The sequence below is a fragment of the Salinibacillus aidingensis genome, from assembly GCF_039522525.1.
In the GTDB taxonomy this organism is placed as follows: domain Bacteria; phylum Bacillota; class Bacilli; order Bacillales; family Alkalibacillaceae; genus Salinibacillus; species Salinibacillus aidingensis.
In genome coordinates this window covers 186996-205551 of sequence record NZ_BAAADO010000003.1, presented here as the reverse complement: position 1 = coordinate 205551, position 18556 = coordinate 186996, and the positions used below count along the sequence as shown (strand labels likewise).

17 protein-coding genes are annotated in these 18556 nt (G+C 39.4%); 1 reads left to right on the top strand and 16 read right to left on the bottom strand.

Annotation, left to right across the window (positions count from 1 at the left end):
• Window positions 1-16: 16 nt before the first annotated feature.
• The 11 genes from ABD006_RS07755 to ABD006_RS07705 all read right to left on the bottom strand — a co-directional run bounded on the left by ABD006_RS07755 (window position 17) and on the right by ABD006_RS07705 (window position 12524).
• A complete protein-coding gene (locus tag ABD006_RS07755; protein ID WP_343839478.1) occupies window positions 17-1081 on the bottom strand; it encodes an ABC transporter permease in 1065 nt (354 codons plus the stop codon).
• On the bottom strand, window positions 1053-2207 hold the full coding sequence (locus ABD006_RS07750) for an ABC transporter permease (RefSeq protein WP_343839476.1): 1155 nt from the start codon (window positions 2205-2207) through the stop codon (window positions 1053-1055). Before ABD006_RS07750 ends, ABD006_RS07755 begins: the two co-directional genes overlap by 29 nt.
• Before the next feature lie 122 nt (window positions 2208-2329).
• Window positions 2330-3898, bottom strand: coding sequence for a DUF6583 family protein (locus tag ABD006_RS07745; RefSeq protein WP_343839473.1), 1569 nt, complete (start codon window positions 3896-3898; stop codon window positions 2330-2332).
• Window positions 3899-4053: 155 nt separating this feature from the next.
• Entirely contained in the window at window positions 4054-5205 is a 1152-nt protein-coding gene (locus ABD006_RS07740; RefSeq protein WP_343839471.1) for an anti-sigma factor domain-containing protein, read from the bottom strand.
• Complete coding sequence (gene sigI, locus ABD006_RS07735) at window positions 5202-5942, bottom strand: RNA polymerase sigma factor SigI (RefSeq protein WP_343839468.1); 741 nt, start codon at window positions 5940-5942, stop codon at window positions 5202-5204. The genes ABD006_RS07740 and sigI overlap by 4 nt, the downstream gene beginning before the upstream one ends.
• A gap of 68 nt (window positions 5943-6010) precedes the next feature.
• A complete protein-coding gene (locus ABD006_RS07730) occupies window positions 6011-6838 on the bottom strand; it encodes a S1C family serine protease (protein WP_343839466.1) in 828 nt (275 codons plus the stop codon).
• A gap of 30 nt (window positions 6839-6868) precedes the next feature.
• Window positions 6869-8626, bottom strand: a complete 1758-nt coding sequence (locus ABD006_RS07725; protein ID WP_343839463.1) for an ABC transporter ATP-binding protein — start codon at window positions 8624-8626, stop codon at window positions 6869-6871.
• 3 nt (window positions 8627-8629) lie between these two features.
• On the bottom strand, window positions 8630-10366 hold the full coding sequence (locus tag ABD006_RS07720) for an ABC transporter ATP-binding protein (RefSeq protein ID WP_343840269.1): 1737 nt from the start codon (window positions 10364-10366) through the stop codon (window positions 8630-8632).
• A gap of 393 nt (window positions 10367-10759) precedes the next feature.
• Window positions 10760-10888: a hypothetical protein gene (locus ABD006_RS07715; RefSeq protein ID WP_343839460.1), complete on the bottom strand. Its 129-nt coding sequence runs from the start codon at window positions 10886-10888 to the stop codon at window positions 10760-10762.
• Between the two features lie 208 nt (window positions 10889-11096).
• The gene (locus tag ABD006_RS07710) at window positions 11097-11387 is read right to left on the bottom strand and encodes a HesB/YadR/YfhF family protein (protein ID WP_343839457.1); all 291 of its coding nucleotides are present in this window, start codon (window positions 11385-11387) and stop codon (window positions 11097-11099) included.
• Window positions 11388-11513: 126 nt separating this feature from the next.
• The gene (locus ABD006_RS07705; RefSeq protein ID WP_343839454.1) at window positions 11514-12524 is read right to left on the bottom strand and encodes a TIGR00341 family protein; all 1011 of its coding nucleotides are present in this window, start codon (window positions 12522-12524) and stop codon (window positions 11514-11516) included.
• A gap of 241 nt (window positions 12525-12765) precedes the next feature.
• On the opposite strand from ABD006_RS07705, the gene ABD006_RS07700 reads away from it, so the two are divergent.
• Window positions 12766-13323 carry a beta-class carbonic anhydrase gene (locus tag ABD006_RS07700; protein ID WP_343839451.1) on the top strand — a complete coding sequence of 186 codons (558 nt, stop codon included), beginning with the start codon at window positions 12766-12768 and terminating at the stop codon, window positions 13321-13323.
• A gap of 72 nt (window positions 13324-13395) precedes the next feature.
• On the opposite strand, the gene ABD006_RS07695 is transcribed toward ABD006_RS07700, so the two are convergent.
• The 5 genes from ABD006_RS07695 to safA form a co-directional block, all read right to left on the bottom strand.
• Window positions 13396-14220 (bottom strand): aldo/keto reductase, encoded by an 825-nt coding sequence (locus ABD006_RS07695; RefSeq protein ID WP_343839448.1) that lies wholly within the window; start codon window positions 14218-14220, stop codon window positions 13396-13398.
• A gap of 75 nt (window positions 14221-14295) precedes the next feature.
• On the bottom strand, window positions 14296-14658 hold the full coding sequence (locus ABD006_RS07690; protein ID WP_343839446.1) for a hypothetical protein: 363 nt from the start codon (window positions 14656-14658) through the stop codon (window positions 14296-14298).
• Between the two features lie 24 nt (window positions 14659-14682).
• Window positions 14683-15750, bottom strand: coding sequence for an undecaprenyldiphospho-muramoylpentapeptide beta-N-acetylglucosaminyltransferase (locus tag ABD006_RS07685; protein ID WP_343839443.1), 1068 nt, complete (start codon window positions 15748-15750; stop codon window positions 14683-14685).
• Between the two features lie 477 nt (window positions 15751-16227).
• Window positions 16228-17433, bottom strand: coding sequence for a NupC/NupG family nucleoside CNT transporter (locus ABD006_RS07680; protein ID WP_343839440.1), 1206 nt, complete (start codon window positions 17431-17433; stop codon window positions 16228-16230).
• Window positions 17434-17768: 335 nt separating this feature from the next.
• Entirely contained in the window at window positions 17769-18356 is a 588-nt protein-coding gene (gene safA / locus ABD006_RS07675) for a SafA/ExsA family spore coat assembly protein (RefSeq protein WP_044161518.1), read from the bottom strand.
• Window positions 18357-18556: the final 200 nt, after the last annotated feature.

The window sequence follows — 18556 nt, the reverse complement described above, 5'->3', positions numbered from 1 at the left end:
CGTTACCAGAGCAACTTTATTGAGACATTAATTGATAAAGCCATGTATGAGGAAAAATAATCCTCCAGGTATTTGGTTCATTTGAGACAAATGTCAGAAATGAAAAGAATAAAGACATCATGGAAAACAACATACAAATCAGCAAAAATACAGACGGTTTCCTTACTATATATGTAATACTAATGGTTAAAATCAAAATGAGAGCCAGAATTATAACAGAAGGGAATAATAAGTCTGTATAGGAATAACCGTATGCCTCCAGTGACCGACTTGAAAGATAACTTAACGCCAAAAAGAGAAATAGAACAAATCCGCCAGTGAGAAAATAAAAACGCGTATAAAAAGGAACGAGACTCCCATGGTGTATGCGAAGTCTGGCTAAAATTCCCTGTTTCTTCCACTTATATAATGAGAGCAGTAAAACAGCAAAAATCATCCATGCATACCACATCCAGAAGCCAAAAAGAGCCGCATATCCTTTTGGCAGAACAGAACTTTCATTCCCGGAAGCAGCTTCTTCAGATGAGTATGGCGTGAATTTCATTTGAAACAAGGGTTCCGGTTCCCAATACTGCTCTGCATGCTGATAAGCCGTTTGCCAATGCTGCTTGTCTGTTAATCCTTTATACATCATCACATCATTGGCTGCTTTGCTGCTTAAGGCGAATCGCATAACCTCCGATGCGACTTTTTCTTTAACAAAAGAATCAAAAAAAGACTCTTCTGAACGAATCCAGGTGATTAACTCATCTACTTTACCAGCCTTAATCTGTTCCTGAAAATTGTCACTGAGAATAAATGCTGCCTCAATATCTTTACGCTTCACACCCCGATAGGCTTCCTCTTCCGTCATTTGAATAATGGTTATTCTGGGGTGTTCCTGGATTCTTTCAGCAATGGTTGTTAAGGTTTCCGAATCCTCTTTCGTCACCCAGCCGATGGGAATATCACTTTCATCCAGTGTATCTGTTACGAAGGGAAGCACAATAAACCATAAAAAGAAGGGAAAACAGATAATAAAAAAGAATCGCCATTTATTCTGATGAATTAGCTTATTTAAAAGGAAAAGATATGTACCCATTTTTCTGCTCCCTTCTCCATATTCCAGTCATAAGTACAACTGTAAAAACGAGCCACCCTGCAAGCAGATAACCCCAGTGGTCAAAGGGATTTTCCCCAAAATTGATCATTCCTGCAAATGCCTGGTATATATGATGAAATGGTGAGATGGAAAGAATTTGCTCAATCCAGTCAGGCAAATAGATAACGGGAATCCAGACACCACTTATTAGGAGTCCGGCAGAAACCAGCAATAAAAAAATATTGGTCCGGGTAGTCTGGTTGGCCAGGTACCATTCCAGGAAACAGAGGAAAAGAGCTGTAATAAGACTGACAATCAGCCATGTGATAAGGGTTAAGCCATGAAGAAGCCAGTCGAGATCGGTCAGAACAAAAACGACACCATTGAGTATACTCACATTTACAAATAGAAACCCGGCATAATACATATACTGACTCCACATAAAAGTGAAGGAAGTTGATCCAAGCGTTCGCATACGGTCTTCCAATCCCTGACTACTTTCTCTGTGTGTAAAAATCTGAAGAAATAGTGCAGAAATAAGTATACTGGTTAATAAAAAAGCAATAACACCATGATTCTCCCATCCTATATGTGCCCCTGACTCCACTTGTTCAGTTTCAAATAAGTCATTGCGATTAAGCGCAAACAGTGTATAGTTCACAATCATCTGCTGCAGCATACTCTGCGGGTCTTCTTCCGGCGGCAAATCCTGTATATATAAATCATACAGTGTATTTATACCACTCTGAGCCGCTGATATATATTGTGCTCCACTATTTAAAAGCAGTCTGACCATACTGGATGAGAATAGATTCTGGTTATTCGTCGTCACTTGAATAGGTGTATTTATTCCTGTTCTGAGGTCAGCAGTGAATCCCTCAGGTATATAGATGACAGCTGTTATTTTATTGGCAGCAAGTTCCTGTTTGGCCTGTTCCTCATCTAATGATTTCATCCGCAGCACCTCAGACAGAGCATCCTCCGCCTGTAACTGATTCGCTAACGTTTTCGTTTCGAATGTCTGATCTTCATCAACAATAGCAACGTGAATTTTATCTGTACTTTCATCTATGGTTTGAGCAATGAAAAATAAAAAGAAGCCGATAAATAAAAAAGGAAAAAACATAATAGATAAAAAAAGAGCAGGTTGCTTCATGATCCTTTTCCATTTATATCGAAACAATGTCCAGATCAATACAACCCGCTCCTTTAGATACTAATTCAATATTCTAATTTTAATCCAAATTTTTAGAAATTACCAGGCATCATTCCGCTGCCAAATCCACCACCTAATAGGGATTGATAATGCTCCATTGCATTTTGCTGTATTTCCATACCGATTTGCTGCCACTCTGAATCGGACAGTTCTACAACATTAACCGAATTATTTTCATCAACGGTTGGAAATTCCAAATCATCCGTAAAGGAATATTCTGTTTCTCCGTTAATCGTTACTCCACCTGTGATGTTTCCGGCATTTGGATCCTCCATAGAGAAATCAAGCCCAAATTCAAAATCGCTGTTTCCACCGTTTTCTTCGTTCGTACTGCTAGTATTGATATGACCGCTGATATCAGGAATCTGGGTCATTTGCGGCTGATTAACAACTAAGTGAAATTGACTCTCCCATGTATTTTCTTTGAGTACAGAATCAGCCTCAATCGAAGCATCTATATCCTGCATAGCATCAGATGCCGTAATATTAAAGACATGGTGTACATTATAGGCATCCCCATCAGGTTTTCCATCCTCTGTATACTGAACGAGGAATTCTCCTTCTCCATTATCCGGAACACCTTCAACACCAATGTTAAATTCATATTCATTGTTATCCTTCACAATTGTATCCATATTGATGGTTACTTCAGCCTGATCGGCAGCATTAAAGGAAAGATTACGGTAAGCCACCGTATCTCCTGACATATAAGCTTCATAATCCAATCCATCAGGCAGACTTAAATTCTCTACTTCTCCTATCAGACGGTCAACTTCTTCCTTTTGAAGCTCTGTCGAACCAAACTGGTATTTGAAGCGTTCGTCATCCTTCATTTTGGTCAGGATATCCGTTAAAATCTGACGAACTTCATCCTCTGTGAAATGAACCGCAAGCTTTGTGTAAGTAGAATCCTTGTACTCTTCGTTCTCCGTTACATTGACCTTTTCTTCAGAGAGCTGATCAGTGACTAATCCCAAATATTCCTTTGCCATTTCCTTGACTTCTTCAGGTGTCATCGAATTTTTCATAATTTCTGTAAAGTTAGGTACCTCGTCATAAGGGAAGTCCTGAATCCCCTGCTTTTCGAGTTCCTCTCCTAATGATTTGTTGTTTACGGAAAAATATTGATCATACAAATCCGGTACCTGAAGGGAAGTATTCTCTTCGTTCTGATATAAATGACCATTCAATAAACTTTCACCCTGCATCGTAACATCCAGACCAGCATAGGTTTCATTGGAATCCGGATTCACCTTAACATCCGTAGATAGAGCTGCTGAATCGATCAGCTGCTGAACCATAGCCAGTTGCGGCTGAACCATTGTCAGTTGAGCAGGCACTTCGACACTGGCAGTAAATTCAGATGAAGACTCATAGGCTTCTTCAAGTAATCGTTCACTTAATTTCTGTGAATCTCCATAATACTCTTCATAGTAGTCCCACACCTCATTAAAGGTTTTCTTCTCTGCATTGGCATACTGAACCAGCGGGTTTTGCGTAACTTTATTGTAAGCAAAAGCCACTATAGCGCCAATCACTACAACGAGTACAATAGAGGTAATAAGAATAACCCTCTTTTTGCTTGATTGTGTTTGTTCCATCTCGCACTCCCCTTTTTTTAAATTCCCCATTATTATATAACGCAAATAATACTAGTGGAAGATAAATATTATAAAAATAAAAATAAAAAAACATCCCTACTAAAATGTAGTAAGGATGTCGGATGAAAATAATAGGACTTTATACCTATATTCCGTTATCTTAATCCAGGGGGAGTCCATTCCTGATCCTCCTCATTGTTATGCTGATGTGGGGGACCACGATGATTCTTCTCCTCTTTTTTTTCTAAACCAGGAGGATTTTTTTGATGACCAGGTGGGACCTTTTTATCATTTTTTCTAAGGCCTGGTGGTATGAAATCTTCATTTTCCTCTGAATCGATTTCCCCGTGGTCCTTTGGCTTGGAATCTGAATCCTTTTCCTTGTGGTTTTCTGAATCAGAAGCTCTTGATTCCTTATCTGTTCCTTTATCCGTGGATTCGTCGTCCATCTTCTTCTTAAGACCAGGAGGAATGAAGTCTTTTTCCTCAATAAACCTTTCAATTAATTTTTGATGGACTTTATTGCTTTGAGATTCTCGGTTATTCTGCTGATCGTCTCTCTTATTTTCTTCATGATCACTGGTATTTGCTGATTCCATTGGATCGCTTTGCTCATTTTCACTGTCTGATGTGTTCGAGGTTTCACTCTGCTTTTTGGCAATTTCCTGTGCATAGAGTTCATTCATCGATACCTCTTCTTTCTGAGCTTTCTGATGGATCTGCTCCGGAACCTCAAATGTATTTAATGTTACCTCATCGTCCTTTTGATCACTGACATAGGAACGAATCATTGCAGAGATATCCCGATTTTCCTTTTTATGGTCTTTCAGATAACTGATTCCAATAAAGATATCGTGATTAGTACTCAGATATCCCATTGTCCGAGTCTGGTTAATAATCATGTGAGTAACCAATTCTACAGACTGACCTTTCCAACCCTTTAACTGATCCAAAACCTGCCTGGCTTCCTGATTAATTGGGGTCAAATCCGTTACTTCAAGATCTTCATTAACGGACAGCTCAATGCTCGGGTTAATATCTACATTAACATAGGCATAGGCTTCCTGGGGCTGATTCATCATCATGACAGGCACAAAAATTAGCAATAAAATGATAGCTGCCGCCGACACACGACGGATGTTAACGAGTGCTTGGATCGAATCCAAAAAAGGAATAGAGCGATCGTTAAACTCAATTTCTTCTCCAATTTCATAATGTTCCTTAGTACGTGTTTTATGAAAGCTGCCATCAGCCCCCATTACAATGACATGTCTGCGTTTTCTTTGTACAATCAGGCCCTTTTTCATAGATCCACCCCCTTTAAATAATCTTTTAAGTAAATGTAATCACCGGACAGGATGATAAACATAGCCAGAATATACTTCCGGTTTCGCTCAAGGGTTTTTCGACTTACTTCAACATAATCGACCAGATCCTTCATCGGTAACCGTTTCTTTTCAAAAACATAGTTCCTTAAAGGTTCTTCAGAAAAAATAATCTTAGCAACTTCAATCGCTGACTGTCGGGCATCTGCATGTTTGGGTGAGTGGTTGGTTAATTCATCAAACGAAATCTTATACTCCCTTAACTGATTCTGGAATTCCAAAATTTCTTCACGTCTTTGCCATGCTTCTGATTGCTGAATGTATTCATTCGTGGCAACCTGAACTTCCAGTTGATTTTCCATTTGTTCTTCATCTTCATAGTCCTGATCAATGGACAAATCCGTCTGCTTTCGTTGTTCACTGCGTAAATAGTCAATTACCTTTCTTTTCACAACAACCTTGGCAAAGGAGAGAAAGGAACTTCCTTTGTCAGTGGAGTAGGTCTGTATGGCCTGATCAAAGGCAATTAGACCGATGCTGAACTCATCATCTGACTTAGGGTCGATATATTTTTTACAAACTTGGGAAACCGTCTTGGCGATAAAAGGTTGATACTTTTTAAGAAGGTCATTTCGTGTTTGTTCATCTCCTTTTTGAGCAGATAGTACCTGGTCTTCCAAGGAGATGTTTCTTTTCCTGTTGAATACGCGTTCGATCAACCTTTATCACCTCCAGACCTAATAAAATATTCGATAAACACCGTTACTAAATGACCGTAATCTTTTATTTATTTAAGAAAGTATTGTGCTTCTTTCTGCTGATAAAACTTTTCGATCGGTATCGCCAGTCCTACTTTACCATAATTGGTATTATTTGTAGTTGCATAAACGACTCCAATCACCTTCCCGTCCATTGAAATGACAGGACTTCCGCTATTCCCATTGTATACAGGGGCCTGCAGCATTATAGCATCACCCTCAATACTGGATGATGACGTTCGTCCAAGTATCTTTCCTTCATTCGCAATCCCATTAAAATTAAGAGGGTTTCCTATAAAATAAATATGATCCTGGGCTTTCCATGATGCGGATGGCGCTAACTCCAAATAAGGGAGGTTTTCCCCATCCACTTTTAATAGGGCCAGATCAATTTCAGGATAGGCTTTTACAATATCCGCCTCAAATACTCCTGCATTGGGAAATCCAACATTTAAGTGAGGGCCTTCATCAATGACATGATGATTGGTTAAGATGTAGCCGTCTGGTGAAACAGAGAATCCTGTACCTTTGCTTTCTCCGGTTTCTACAACAACCACGGATTCCTGGTACGTATCTATTTCATCCATTGTAGATAATTTAGCAGATGTCTGAAGAAAGTCAATAATGGATAAGGAAAAAGTCTTTGGTAAAAATTGCAAAGCACTTATCAGCATGAAAACAGCAATGATCCAAAACGCCCATTTCGGAAATGGACGTTTTGGCTTTTCCTCCTGCTTTTCCCTTTGATAGGCTTTTTTGCGTTCTTCCTGTAAAATCTCATAAACCTCTTCAGGTTCAAGCTCTTCGTATAAATCCTTCTCATCTAACGTCTCAGGCTTCTGTTTCTCATCATCCATGCGAATGCCCCTTTGCATGACAAATTTGACTTAGGATATCGATGGTAACATTTGATTTCCATGCTGCATCTGGTACATTTCATAATATTTCCCACGGTGCTGAATCAGTTCTTCATGAGTTCCCTTCTCTACTATTTTACCACGTTCCAGAGCAAAAATTTGGTCTGCATGCTGAATGGTGGATAAACGATGGGCAATAATTAACGTTGTTCGCCCTTTTTGTACCACCTTCATGGCCTCCTGAATCAGGCCTTCCGTTTCTGTATCAACATTTGCTGTTGCTTCATCCAAAATTAAAATAGCCGGATCGAATGCCAATGCTCTCGCAAAGGAAAGCAGCTGCCTCTGTCCAGTTGAAAATTCACTTCCATTCTCCCGGACAGGTTCATCATACTGATTAGGGAGCTTCTCAATAAATGTATCAGCCCCAACAGCTTTTAAAGCCTCAATTGCTCTATGCCTGCTAATGGAAGGATCATTCAAGGTTACATTGGAAAGAATCGTACCGGTAAATATGAACGGATCCTGCAGCACAATTCCTATTGAACGACGGACTTGCTGCCGTGAAAATGACGTTGTATCATTGCCATCAATTTCAATCCTTCCATACTGAGGGTCATAGAATCGGAATAATAAATTCATAATCGAACTTTTCCCTGAACCGGTATGCCCGACAAATGCAGCAGTCTGACCCGCCTTCACATAAAAATCAATATTCCTTAAAACATATTCATCATCTTTATAAGCAAAAGATACATCGCGAAATCTCACATCCCCCGAATGTGGCGGCATCGGCTTATCCTCAACTTTTTCTCCCGGTATATCTATTAATTCAAATACTCTTGCCCCCGCTACACGAGAATGCTCCAGTTGCGGCAGTTGGCTGACAATCTGGTTTACAGGTTCGAACAGCCTTGTAATATAATCAACGAATGCATATAGAACCCCAGCTGAAACCATTGCTGTTCCTGACATGGAGTGACTGCCGAAGTACCATATAATACTCATAAAAGCGACACCCCGTAAAATTTTAACGAGGTTAAATGATGTCAGAGCCGTCAATGTATTCATTTTTATTTGATAACGGTAATTTCGCTCATTTAACTCTTCAAATTCATTCTTTGCAGTTTTTGTACGACGAAAGGCCTGTATAACAGGCATTCCCTGAATCAGTTCATTAATATTGGCATTAATTTCACTGACGGTTGAGCGGATCACCCGGTTATACTTTCCGGCGTAAACCTTAAAGAGACGCATCCATATATAAATAAGCGGAATGAGAATTAGGCAGATGGCAGCCAATCGGACATCTAGCAGGAATAAAGCGACATATATTCCCGCCATATAGACAAAACCATCTACAAAGGTTTCAAGAACCTTCATATAAAGTTCTTTTATCGCTTCTGTATCGTTTGTCACTCTGGCTACCGTTTTTCCTGCTGGTCGATTAACATAGTAGTCCATTTGCAATTCCTGGATATGACCAAACACGTCATTACGCATTCTCTGAATAATTTTGTTAGCTGAGATCTGTAATAAGTACGTTTTAAAGTATTGAAAAAAAGCAGCAAAGAGAAGAAGCCCCATATACAGACTCAGCCATTTAATGACGGGCTCCATGTCTGGATTTGAAATGCCTACAATATGTTCATCAATAACGATTTTTGCTATAAATGGCCCTGTAAGCTCCAAACCTACTGAAATGATTAAACAGATGATCCCAATGGTAATCGTCTTCTTACTTGTCATTGCATATTGAAAGAGTCGTTTTTCCGTAGAACCTTTCATTCCTTACACCTCCCCCATCTGCTGAATCTCATATTGAGTTTTATACCAGCCGTTTTGCTTGATAAGATCTTCATGGGTCCCTCGTTCTATAATCCTTCCCTGATCCAGTACAATGATCTCTTCAGCATGCTTAACCGCGGATAAGCGGTGAGCTGATATGATGGTTGTTTTTCCCTTACGTTCGTCTTTTAAATGTGAAATAATCGTAGCTTCTGTTTTCCCATCAACAGCAGATAGCGTATCATCCAGAATTAAAATTTCCGGGTCCATAAGTAAGGCCCGTGCTAACGAAACCCGTTGCTTTTGGCCACCTGATAATGTGACCCCGCTTTCCCCTACAAGGGTATCCAGCCCCTGAGGGAATTGGTTTAAGTCCTCCTTCAAGTCTACCTGCTCCAGCATTTGATAAATTTCGTCATCTGTTTTTGGCTCACTGCCAAACAACAGGTTCTCTCTGATCGTTTTAGAAAATAACATATGATCCTGTGGCACGTAGCCTATCCATGCCCTTGTCTGGTCCAGGCTGAAGTCCTGTATGTCGATTCCATTAATCAGCACCTGTCCCTCTGGCGGCTCATATTGACGGAGGAGCTGTTTCATTAAGGTAGTTTTTCCTGAGCCTGTTTTTCCAACAATACCAATGGTCTGTCCACGATTGATTGTCAGGTTCATATTACGGATTTGGTGACTTTCTGTATCCGGATATTGAAATGAAACATCTTTGAATTCAATTTTTTCAGGTACATCGATAACCTTTGGCTTCGGAGGATCATGGACATCGGGCTCCTGGTCCAGGATATTTTCCACACGATCAATGGAAGCATTTCCTCTCTGCATAACATTAATCAAATCACCCACTGCAATCATAGGCCAAATCAGCATCCCTAAATACACGTTAAAACTGACCAGATCACCAAAGGAAATTTGCTGATTAAACACCATAACAGCTCCATAACCAATTCCAATCGTGTAGGACAGCCCTACAAGTACATTAATGGTTGGTTCAAAAAATGCATCCACTTTGGCTACATCCGCATTTTTCTGATAAACATCCTCAGTCATGTCGGCAAATCGCTTTTCATCCTCCCGTTCCTGTACAAAGGCCCTTGTCACACGAACCCCTTTTACGGATTCCAGCGTATAATTATTCAAATCACTAAAGGATTGCTGAGCCTTTCTGAATCGGGTATGAATTCGTCTTCCATATTTATGGATGATGTACGCCATAATTGGCAAAGGAATCAGAGCAGCCAAGGTAAGCTTGGCACTGATTGTAAAAAACATCATCACAATAATAAAACTCATAAAAACGGTTGAATCCACCAACGTTAAAATGCCGTAGCCTGCGGTCATCATAATCGCCTTCAAATCATTGGTTGACCTGGCCATCAGATCTCCGGTGCGATAATGACCAAAAAATCGTGGGGTCATTCTCAGGAAATGACCCATTAGATTGGACCGCAGCCTTCTTTCCAGCAATATGGAACGGCCGAATAACGTATAATCCCAAAAAAATGATAGCAGATAACTCATTAGAATAACTCCCATTAACCATAGGATTAACTCAGCTAAACGGCCATTGGTTAAGGTCTGATACTGAATTTCATCAATGGCCAGCCCAATAATCTTAGGCGGCAATAGTTCAAGCAGATTCACCATCATTAGCGCAATAATAGCAACTGTGTACCGGAGCCACTGCTCTTTAAAATACCAGGATAATTTCTTAAATACACTAAACATTTCACTCATCCCTTCATTGTTGTTTACTAAAGAGTTTAGCCATTTCCGCTATCCACTTTCTATCCTCTTTCGTTCCTTGCCTAACAATTGAAAGGACAATTGAATCATCAGTCTGCCTCCTTCTCGTTTCATAAATAGCTGTAATCGAAACTTAATCATTTCTCCACTTCCTTCCTGCATAAAACCCATTATCGTGATAAATGAAACAGGTATTTAAAATGAAAAATGCGCATACGCCGTGACGTATGCGCAGACAAATATTCAGAATCCTGACATCATCTGAACATTTGTGTTTCTGCTCACTTTAAAATAAGCTGCATAAAAAAATCACGGACCTTCCGTGACCTGATATTATTTACCCATCCTGTACATCCAAAAAAGACAAAAAATATCCTATCCCTTTATACACGATAATAAAGAGGTCACGGTTTTACGGTTATATTGAGTTCGTAAAGTACTGAAATCATAACGCTGTTGTCGCATACTTAAATGACAGACATCCATTTTCATTTTCCTAATCATCTCTCGTGACCTCCTTTTCCTAAAAATTTTAATTGCTAATAAATTATATAGTTTTCAAAAAGTTAAGTCAACAGTAAAAAAGAAAGAAATTTCCATTAAAAATAAAAATAGGAAGAAAGACGGAGTTGAAGAAAGTTTCGCTAATAATTCATATTTTCCCAGGTCACTAAAAAAACACCTTTCAAACAAGAGTTTGAAAGGTGTATGATTACCGCTCCTCAAATATAAATTTAGGTTCATCATCATCCAGTTCTATCGTTAAATCATGATTGTCCAGTAACCATTTATCCTGATTGTTGATGTAAAAATGAATGCCTTCCATATCTTCCTGAATGGCTATTTCTCCGTCTATGCCTTCAGCTACACCTAAAAAGTAACTTGGAAATATGGTAGGAATTCCCCCATAAAGCTTAACAAAAAATTGAAGATAATCTCCTTGTTCCAGATCCATTTCATCTATGTACCAATTAGCAGCTTCTTTCGTAATCTTTAATGTCATGCAGCTACACCTCTTTTGTAATAAGTATCTTGATTCCTTTATTGTAACAGACTTTGACCTTCCTCAATAACCAGTTCATCTTATTGTTAGAAAATCCTTTCTGCCGCATCTCCTGAGAGCAGGGGATTATTCAAATTTTATCCCCTGACCAACCAGGATAACCAGAACGAGAATTCCTACAATAGTTCCGACAAAAATAAATGAAAATGTTCTGGACACATTAGCCTTTTGTACCTCACGCCATCGGACAGGACGGATCCCGCTGATTGAAAAAATGGTAATCGCTGACAGCAGGATACAAGTTGTGTTTACGGTCACGAGCAATAACGCACCGAGTGTATCCATCCACAGTGCCTGTCCGATTGATATGCCAATAGCAATCGTAGGTGGAAGCAGAGCAACTGCAACCATCACACCCACAAGATTACCAGAAAGACGGTTTAAAATGGATAATGCACCTGCTGCACCAGAAGCAAGCGCAAGAAAAAAATCAGACAGGGTTACCTCCGTTCGGGCAATGTATTGATTGTTTTCTGTACCCATTTCAAACAGATAACTAAACCCTATCGAAATGCCAATAACAATTGCAAAACCAAGTATAAAGGTCAGAGATGCACGCCCTACCCTTGGGTAATCCCCAAGTATAGCAGAAAATGCTACAGAAATTATCGGACCAATCATCGGTGCAATCACCATCGCTCCAATAACAACAGCTTCACTATCTTTAATAAATCCCACTGTGGCCACAATGGCTGATAGAATAATGAGCAATGTATAGTTCAGAGTAACCGAACTGTTCTTTTCAATCGTTTGAAGCAATTCCTGACGACTTGCTCTCACCAGCTTTGAATCTTCCTCATTTTCTTTTTCGTTATTCTTATCTTCTAACGTTTGCTTCGAGATATAGGTTTGAACCGGTAGTAATATCGTTTCAAAGCCTTCATCCACATTTGTTTCATTTTCCAGATAGTTTAAAATATCTTCAACATGGCCGCTTTCCGTGATGATACGGACGAGCATCATGTCCGCATCTTCTTTAAATGTCCTGTAAGAAAGATGGGGAAACTCCTGTAAAGCACGATTGGTCTCTTCATAATGCTTTTTAGGGATATAAGCCTCAATCAGCTGCATTTTCATCGTATATATGCTTCCTTTTTTCTTTATACTCTTCCTTACTATTCCCATTTCCCTTTCCAGCATTTCATATTTAGTAAAACTTATTGATCACATGAGCCGATGTTACTCCTGCTTTTTCTGTATGTAAAAGTATAATCAGGGTTTTCAATGAGTCCTTTGGGGGTATTTTAAGAATAAGACTTTAAAGCAATGGTTTTTCATAGTACCTTAATAAGTATGAAAACGATAAGGAGGATTTACTATGTTATTAGATGAAATTCTTGAATTTAATAATCGTTTTGTGCAGGACAAGCAATATGAGCCTTATGAAACGGATGGTTTGCCTGATAAAAAAGTTGTGATTTTAAGTTGCATGGATACCAGACTGGTCGAGCTTCTACCCCAGGCACTTAATATCAAAAATGGAGATGTGAAGTTAGTAAAAAATGCCGGAGCTATGGTTTCATCCCCTACAGACGGTGCGGTAAAAAGTATTTTAGTCGGTATTCATGCCTTAAATGCCGATGAAGTAATGGTGATTGGTCATCATGATTGCGGCATGGGAAAGGTAAACCCGGATGATTTAGTTAAAAAACTGGAGACCAGAGGAATATCCAGGGAGCAGATTGAAGCATTTGAAAATAATCAAAATACAGATGCAAAGGAATTCTTAAAAGGCTTTACAAATGTAGAGGATAATGTAAAAAATAGTGTCGATATTCTAAACAATCATCCACTGATTCCGGAAACGATACCTGTGCATGGATTGGTCATTGATCCTCATACCGGAAAACTGGATCTTGTTGTCAACGGCTACTAAGTCTTGTATATTTCCCGGGAAATTTCTACATAAAAAGACATCAGCCCTTAATTGGAGCTGATGTCTTTGATCTTAATAAGGAAATTCATCAGGATGCTTGCCTGTTCGCTTATCCTGATTTAACTCATCAATTTTTCTCATATCTTCTTCCGATAGCTCAAATTCAAATATGTCCGCATTTTCTTTTTGGCGATGAGGCTTTGTCGACTTTGGTATAATGACAATCTCATGCTGATGATGCCAGCGAAGCATCACTTGTGCGGGACTTTTCCCGTATTTATCTGCAAGCTCATTTAAGACAGGATCATCCAGGTAACGACTTCTGCCTAAAGGTCCCCAAGCCTCAAGCTGAATTTCATTTTCCTTGCAGAAATCTAATAAATCCTTTTGATAAAGCTGCGGGTGAAATTCGACCTGATCGACCATAGGTTTAATTTTGGCATCCTTCATTAAGTCTTCTAAATGATGAATCTGGAAGTTACTCACACCAATCGCGCGCACTTTACCCTGCTCATAAACCTCTTCAAGCGCTCGCCATGTATCCTTAAATTTACCTGGTACAGGCCAATGAATTAAATACAGATCCAGATAGTCCAGCCCAAGCTTATTCAGACTATCATCAAAGGCTTTTAATGTTTCTTCATATCCCTGTTCTGTGTTCCACACTTTACTCGTAACAAAGATATCTTCCCGACTCAATCCACTATTACGAATCGCCTGGCCTACCTCTTTTTCATTTTCATAAAAAGATGCTGTATCAATACTGCGGTAACCAAGATCAAGAGCAGATTTCACGGTGTCCAGAGCAACTTCACCCTTATCAACTTTATAAACACCTAAACCTACCCACGGAATTTTAACACCATTATTTAATGTTGAAGTACTGGTTAGGCTCATGCCAACATCTCCTTTCTTAGCTTCTAATTTGATCATAATTTTTTCAGAAAAGAAACGCAAACTCAAGGACTTCTATTATCCTCTATCCAGAGGTTTTTTATTTTCAACATAGTTAGGCAGCCGAATTTCAATAATCAATAAGGAGAGAATTCGTAAAATCACCTGATATAGGGCAATAACACCTATAGCATCCCCTATAAATCCCCATGTATTTGCCGTCAGCATCGAAATCGATAATAGCAGCATCAAACCAGAGGAGATATTACCTGACATTCCGTTTACAGGAACCCAGACATTGCTAACCAATACTGCTTCCTGCTCTAAGTCCTGATAACATTGGTAATGAAAAGCCTTCAACCGAAACCACTTTGATGCCGTAACCAGCTCATCCCGGTCACGAATCTTTCTGCTGCAGTAATGGCAATGGATAGCTGTCATTTTATCTCCTCCCTGAAAAACTGTTCACTTGATGTGCTTAAGCATTTGTATAACCTGTTCCTTCGTTTTCTCACTTTTATAGGCCTTCATTTTGTCGATAATAGTTTCCTTTTCTGCCCACAATTGTTCAAGCTCATTCAGGAACCGTTCTTCGTGTAATTCCTCTTCCTCAATGACGCGGGCAAACCCTTGTTTTCTAAAGGAATTCGCATTTAAAATCTGATCCCCTCTGCTTGCCTGCCGGGATAAGGGAATTAGAAGCATCGGCTTTTTAAGAGCCAAAAATTCATAAATAGAATTGGAGCCAGCTCTAGAGACCACTAAATCAGCTGCAGCCATCAGGTCTTTCAACTCATCCTGTACATACTCAAACTGCTCATACCCAAATCGATGAATGGAAGAATCCACTTTTCCTTTCCCGCAGATGTGAATGATTTGAAATCTGTCCAATAACGTATCCAGATGATTCCGGATAATGTCGTTTAATTTCTGTGATCCAGAACTTCCACCCATGATGAGAATAACCGGTTTATCCTTAACGAAATCACATTGCCTCAGACCCTTTGTTTCATCTCCCTCAAACAGTTCCTCACGAATAATCGCTCCGACCCATTCTGCTTTCTTTTCCGGTAAATATTTCATCGTTTCCGGAAACGTAGCCAGCACTTTTCTGGCAAATGGGAAAGCAAGCTTATTCGCAAGTCCCGGGGTGTAATCCGATTCGTGGATAATCGCAGGCACCCCTTTTAGTTTGGCGGCGGTTACAACCGGAACCGAAACAAACCCACCCTTTGAAAAAACCGCATGTGGTTTCACTTTCGATAAAATTCGTAACGATTGCCAGGTTCCTTTTAAAACCCGAAATGGATCTTTAAAATTTTCCTTATCAAGGTATCGACGGAGTTTTCCCGTAGAAATAGCGTGGTACGTAATTCCGTCCATACCACTGATAAGCTCCCGTTCAATTCCCTGATGCGAACCGATGTAGTGAACATCCCAGCCATCATTTATAAACTCCGGAATCAGTGCTAAATTGACGACTACATGACCAGCTGTTCCGCCCCCGGTAAAAACAATTGATTGATTTTTCATTTGATGCTGTCGTCCTTTCTATATGTACAATTCAAACGATTGTAAACCATTCTTATCACTTATTCTATCGTAAAAGAAATCTCTTATAAAGTGAAACTTCCATCAGTGGGGGGTTTTCCATCCCCCACTGATGGTTAGTTGAACTTATCAGGAATTTACTGGCCGTTTATCCCCACTTAGCCTTGTGGGTGTACCCTCAAAACTTGAAGGGGGGTATTACGGCCAGTTAATGCGTGATAAAGTGAAACTTCCATAAGTGGGGGTTTTACGGTCAGTTAATGCGTGATAAAAGAAAGACCTATCCTGAAATTATCCATTTCAAGATTCCCCTAATAAATAACACCCCCCCAATCCCAGGCGCTTTCCATGCAGGGATTGGGGGGGTATTAAAACCTCTTACCATATTCACATAAACTTACATTTGTAAAAGTCGCAATCCTTAAGATTCCAATTATAGACCCATTCAGAGCTTTCTCTTTAGAATGGAAGAGAAATAATTAGTCCGGCAATGGTTGCAGATAAAATTGAAGCAAGAGTTGCACCAATCAATAGCTTCATTCCATATTTGGAAACTGTTTTTCCTTTTTCAGGATCAATTCCCTGAACAGTACCTGCGATAATGCCGATGGATGAGAAGTTCGCAAAGCTGGTCAGGAATACAGATACAATTCCGACAGTTTTCTCACTCATGCCACCCATGATATTGGTAAATTGCTCCATCGCAACAAATTCATTGGTGACAATTTTTGTACCCATTATACTTCCTGCTTCTATAACCTCACTTGGCGCAATACCCATCAGAATTCCAAGAGGAGCTATAATATAGCCAAGGATTTGCTGCAGAGTTACACCTGCAAAGGCAAATTGAATAATCCAGTTCACGAATTCCAGAGCAGCAATAAAGGCAATTAACATTGCTGCAACAATCAGAGCAATACGTCCACCATCTAATGCACCATTCCCCATCGCTTCGAAAAAGCTTTTGGCTTCTGATACATCTTTAATATCTACCTCATCGTCCTCATCCTTTACCTCAACAGGCGCGATGATAGAAGAAACAATTAGGGCACTGAACATATTCAAAGGAAGAGCCACTAACACATATTCTGCTGGAATCATCTGCATATAGGCTCCTACAATGGAAGCCGAAACAGATCCCATGGCTGATGCACTTACAATATATAAACGATTGCTATCTAAATGATGAAACTGTGATTTAATGGCCAGCAATGCCTCTGACTGTCCAAAAAAGATACTGTTTACAGCGTTAAAAGACTCAACTTTTGGCAGACCAGTGATTTTCGAAATCCCCCAGCCAAGATACTTAATGATTAACGGCAGGATTTTCAGGTGGGTTAATACCGCTAATAACGTAGAGAAAAAGACAATAATCAACAGAACATTAAAGAAAAATGCATTTTCAAACCCGCCTAATCCTCCAGCAATAAAGTTAACACCTGCCATACCAAATTCAATCAGCTTGTTGAAGCCATTGGATATAGCTAAAATGATATCCTGACCAATATCGGTCTTAAATAAAAAGTAGGTAATGATCAGCTGTGACAAAATCATAACCAGAATACCTTTAAAATTAATACTTGTCCGTTCATTAGACATTAAAAAGGCGATTCCTATGACTATTAAAATAGCTAAAATTCCAAATAAGATTCCTACAACATCCACAATTTATACCTCCTTGTTCCTGCTGGTTTTATTGTTTGAATACAGGAAGACTTTCATACAGTAAGACTTTCTTGTCGAAATATCCTATTATGATGATTGAATACTGTCTTGAAATTCTAACGATTGAAAGCGATTTACCGAAAATCTTCACACATTTAAACATTATAACGGAAAGCCCATACATGTTTCCACAATTTTTTTAAAGGAGAATAAGTGCAACTGCAATGCCCCTTTGCTGAAATCATCGTCATTACGAACCAATAAAGCAATTTTAGTTTGTATAAAATAAGAAAAAAGTCCCCGTTTTATAACAGGGACTTTTTTCTTATTAAGTATTATTTCTTTATAAACATCTGAGTCCAGTAATGTCCATAGCTCCCGCCTTTGGCATAACCTACCCCTATATGGGTTACATTGGGATCCAGTATATTTTTCCGATGGCCGGGACTGTTCATCCAGGAACGCACTACTTCTTGCGCGGTTCGCTGTCCGGCTGCAATATTTTCTGCTGCCCTGGTGTAGGAGATTCCGAAATTCTGCATCATCGTAAATGGAGAGCCATAGGTTGGAGAAGTATGGGAAAAATATCCCTTATCCCTCATATCTTCTGACTTATATCGGGCAACCCTTGCCAGTTCCCAATCAAACTTCAGAGGACTTAGCCCATTTTGGGAACGATAATCATTTGTAATTCTGGCTACTTCCTCTTCAACCGATTGAGTACCTTCTCCAAGCGGGATAGAAACTTTATCTCCTGGATAAATTAAATCAGGGTTACTGAATTGGGGGTTGGCATTAATAATTTCTGAGAGCCCGACTTCATACCTTACTGATATTTTCCATAAGGTATCTCCCGGTTGAACCGTGTATGTATCCGTCTGTGCTGAAACATTCACGTTTTGCACTGTGAATAAAAGTAGCATAATGCCAAAAGCGACGAGAACCCTTTTTACATTCACAGGTAACACTCCTTTCTTAAAGATCACCCTTAGTTTATGCCGATTTTTGTAAATTAAACAAAAAAGTGGTTGAAAGTTGAATTTGATTGTCACCCATGATTACACGCTTAATGCACAAAAAAACTGGATATTCCACATCGATATCCAGGGGATTCCCAAAGGTA

Coding starts and splice junctions, on each gene's coding strand:
- ABD006_RS07715 (WP_343839460.1), bottom strand. CDS start 10,888: ATGATTAGGAAAATGAAAATGGATGTCTGTCATTTAAGTATGCGACAA.
- ABD006_RS07720 (WP_343840269.1), bottom strand. CDS start 10,366: ATGTTTAGTGTATTTAAGAAATTATCCTGGTATTTTAAAGAGCAGTGG.
- ABD006_RS07705 (WP_343839454.1), bottom strand. CDS start 12,524: ATGAAAATGCAGCTGATTGAGGCTTATATCCCTAAAAAGCATTATGAA.
- ABD006_RS07750 (WP_343839476.1), bottom strand. CDS start 2,207: ATGTTTTTTCCTTTTTTATTTATCGGCTTCTTTTTATTTTTCATTGCT.
- ABD006_RS07690 (WP_343839446.1), bottom strand. CDS start 14,658: ATGACAGCTATCCATTGCCATTACTGCAGCAGAAAGATTCGTGACCGG.
- ABD006_RS07725 (WP_343839463.1), bottom strand. CDS start 8,626: ATGAAAGGTTCTACGGAAAAACGACTCTTTCAATATGCAATGACAAGT.
- ABD006_RS07695 (WP_343839448.1), bottom strand. CDS start 14,220: ATGAGCCTAACCAGTACTTCAACATTAAATAATGGTGTTAAAATTCCG.
- ABD006_RS07710 (WP_343839457.1), bottom strand. CDS start 11,387: ATGACATTAAAGATTACGAAAGAAGCTGCTAATTGGTACATAGATGAA.
- ABD006_RS07730 (WP_343839466.1), bottom strand. CDS start 6,838: ATGGATGATGAGAAACAGAAGCCTGAGACGTTAGATGAGAAGGATTTA.
- safA (WP_044161518.1), bottom strand. CDS start 18,356: ATGCTACTTTTATTCACAGTGCAAAACGTGAATGTTTCAGCACAGACG.
- ABD006_RS07740 (WP_343839471.1), bottom strand. CDS start 5,205: ATGAAAAAGGGCCTGATTGTACAAAGAAAACGCAGACATGTCATTGTA.
- ABD006_RS07685 (WP_343839443.1), bottom strand. CDS start 15,750: ATGAAAAATCAATCAATTGTTTTTACCGGGGGCGGAACAGCTGGTCAT.
- ABD006_RS07755 (WP_343839478.1), bottom strand. CDS start 1,081: ATGGGTACATATCTTTTCCTTTTAAATAAGCTAATTCATCAGAATAAA.
- ABD006_RS07745 (WP_343839473.1), bottom strand. CDS start 3,898: ATGGAACAAACACAATCAAGCAAAAAGAGGGTTATTCTTATTACCTCT.
- ABD006_RS07700 (WP_343839451.1), top strand. CDS start 12,766: ATGTTATTAGATGAAATTCTTGAATTTAATAATCGTTTTGTGCAGGAC.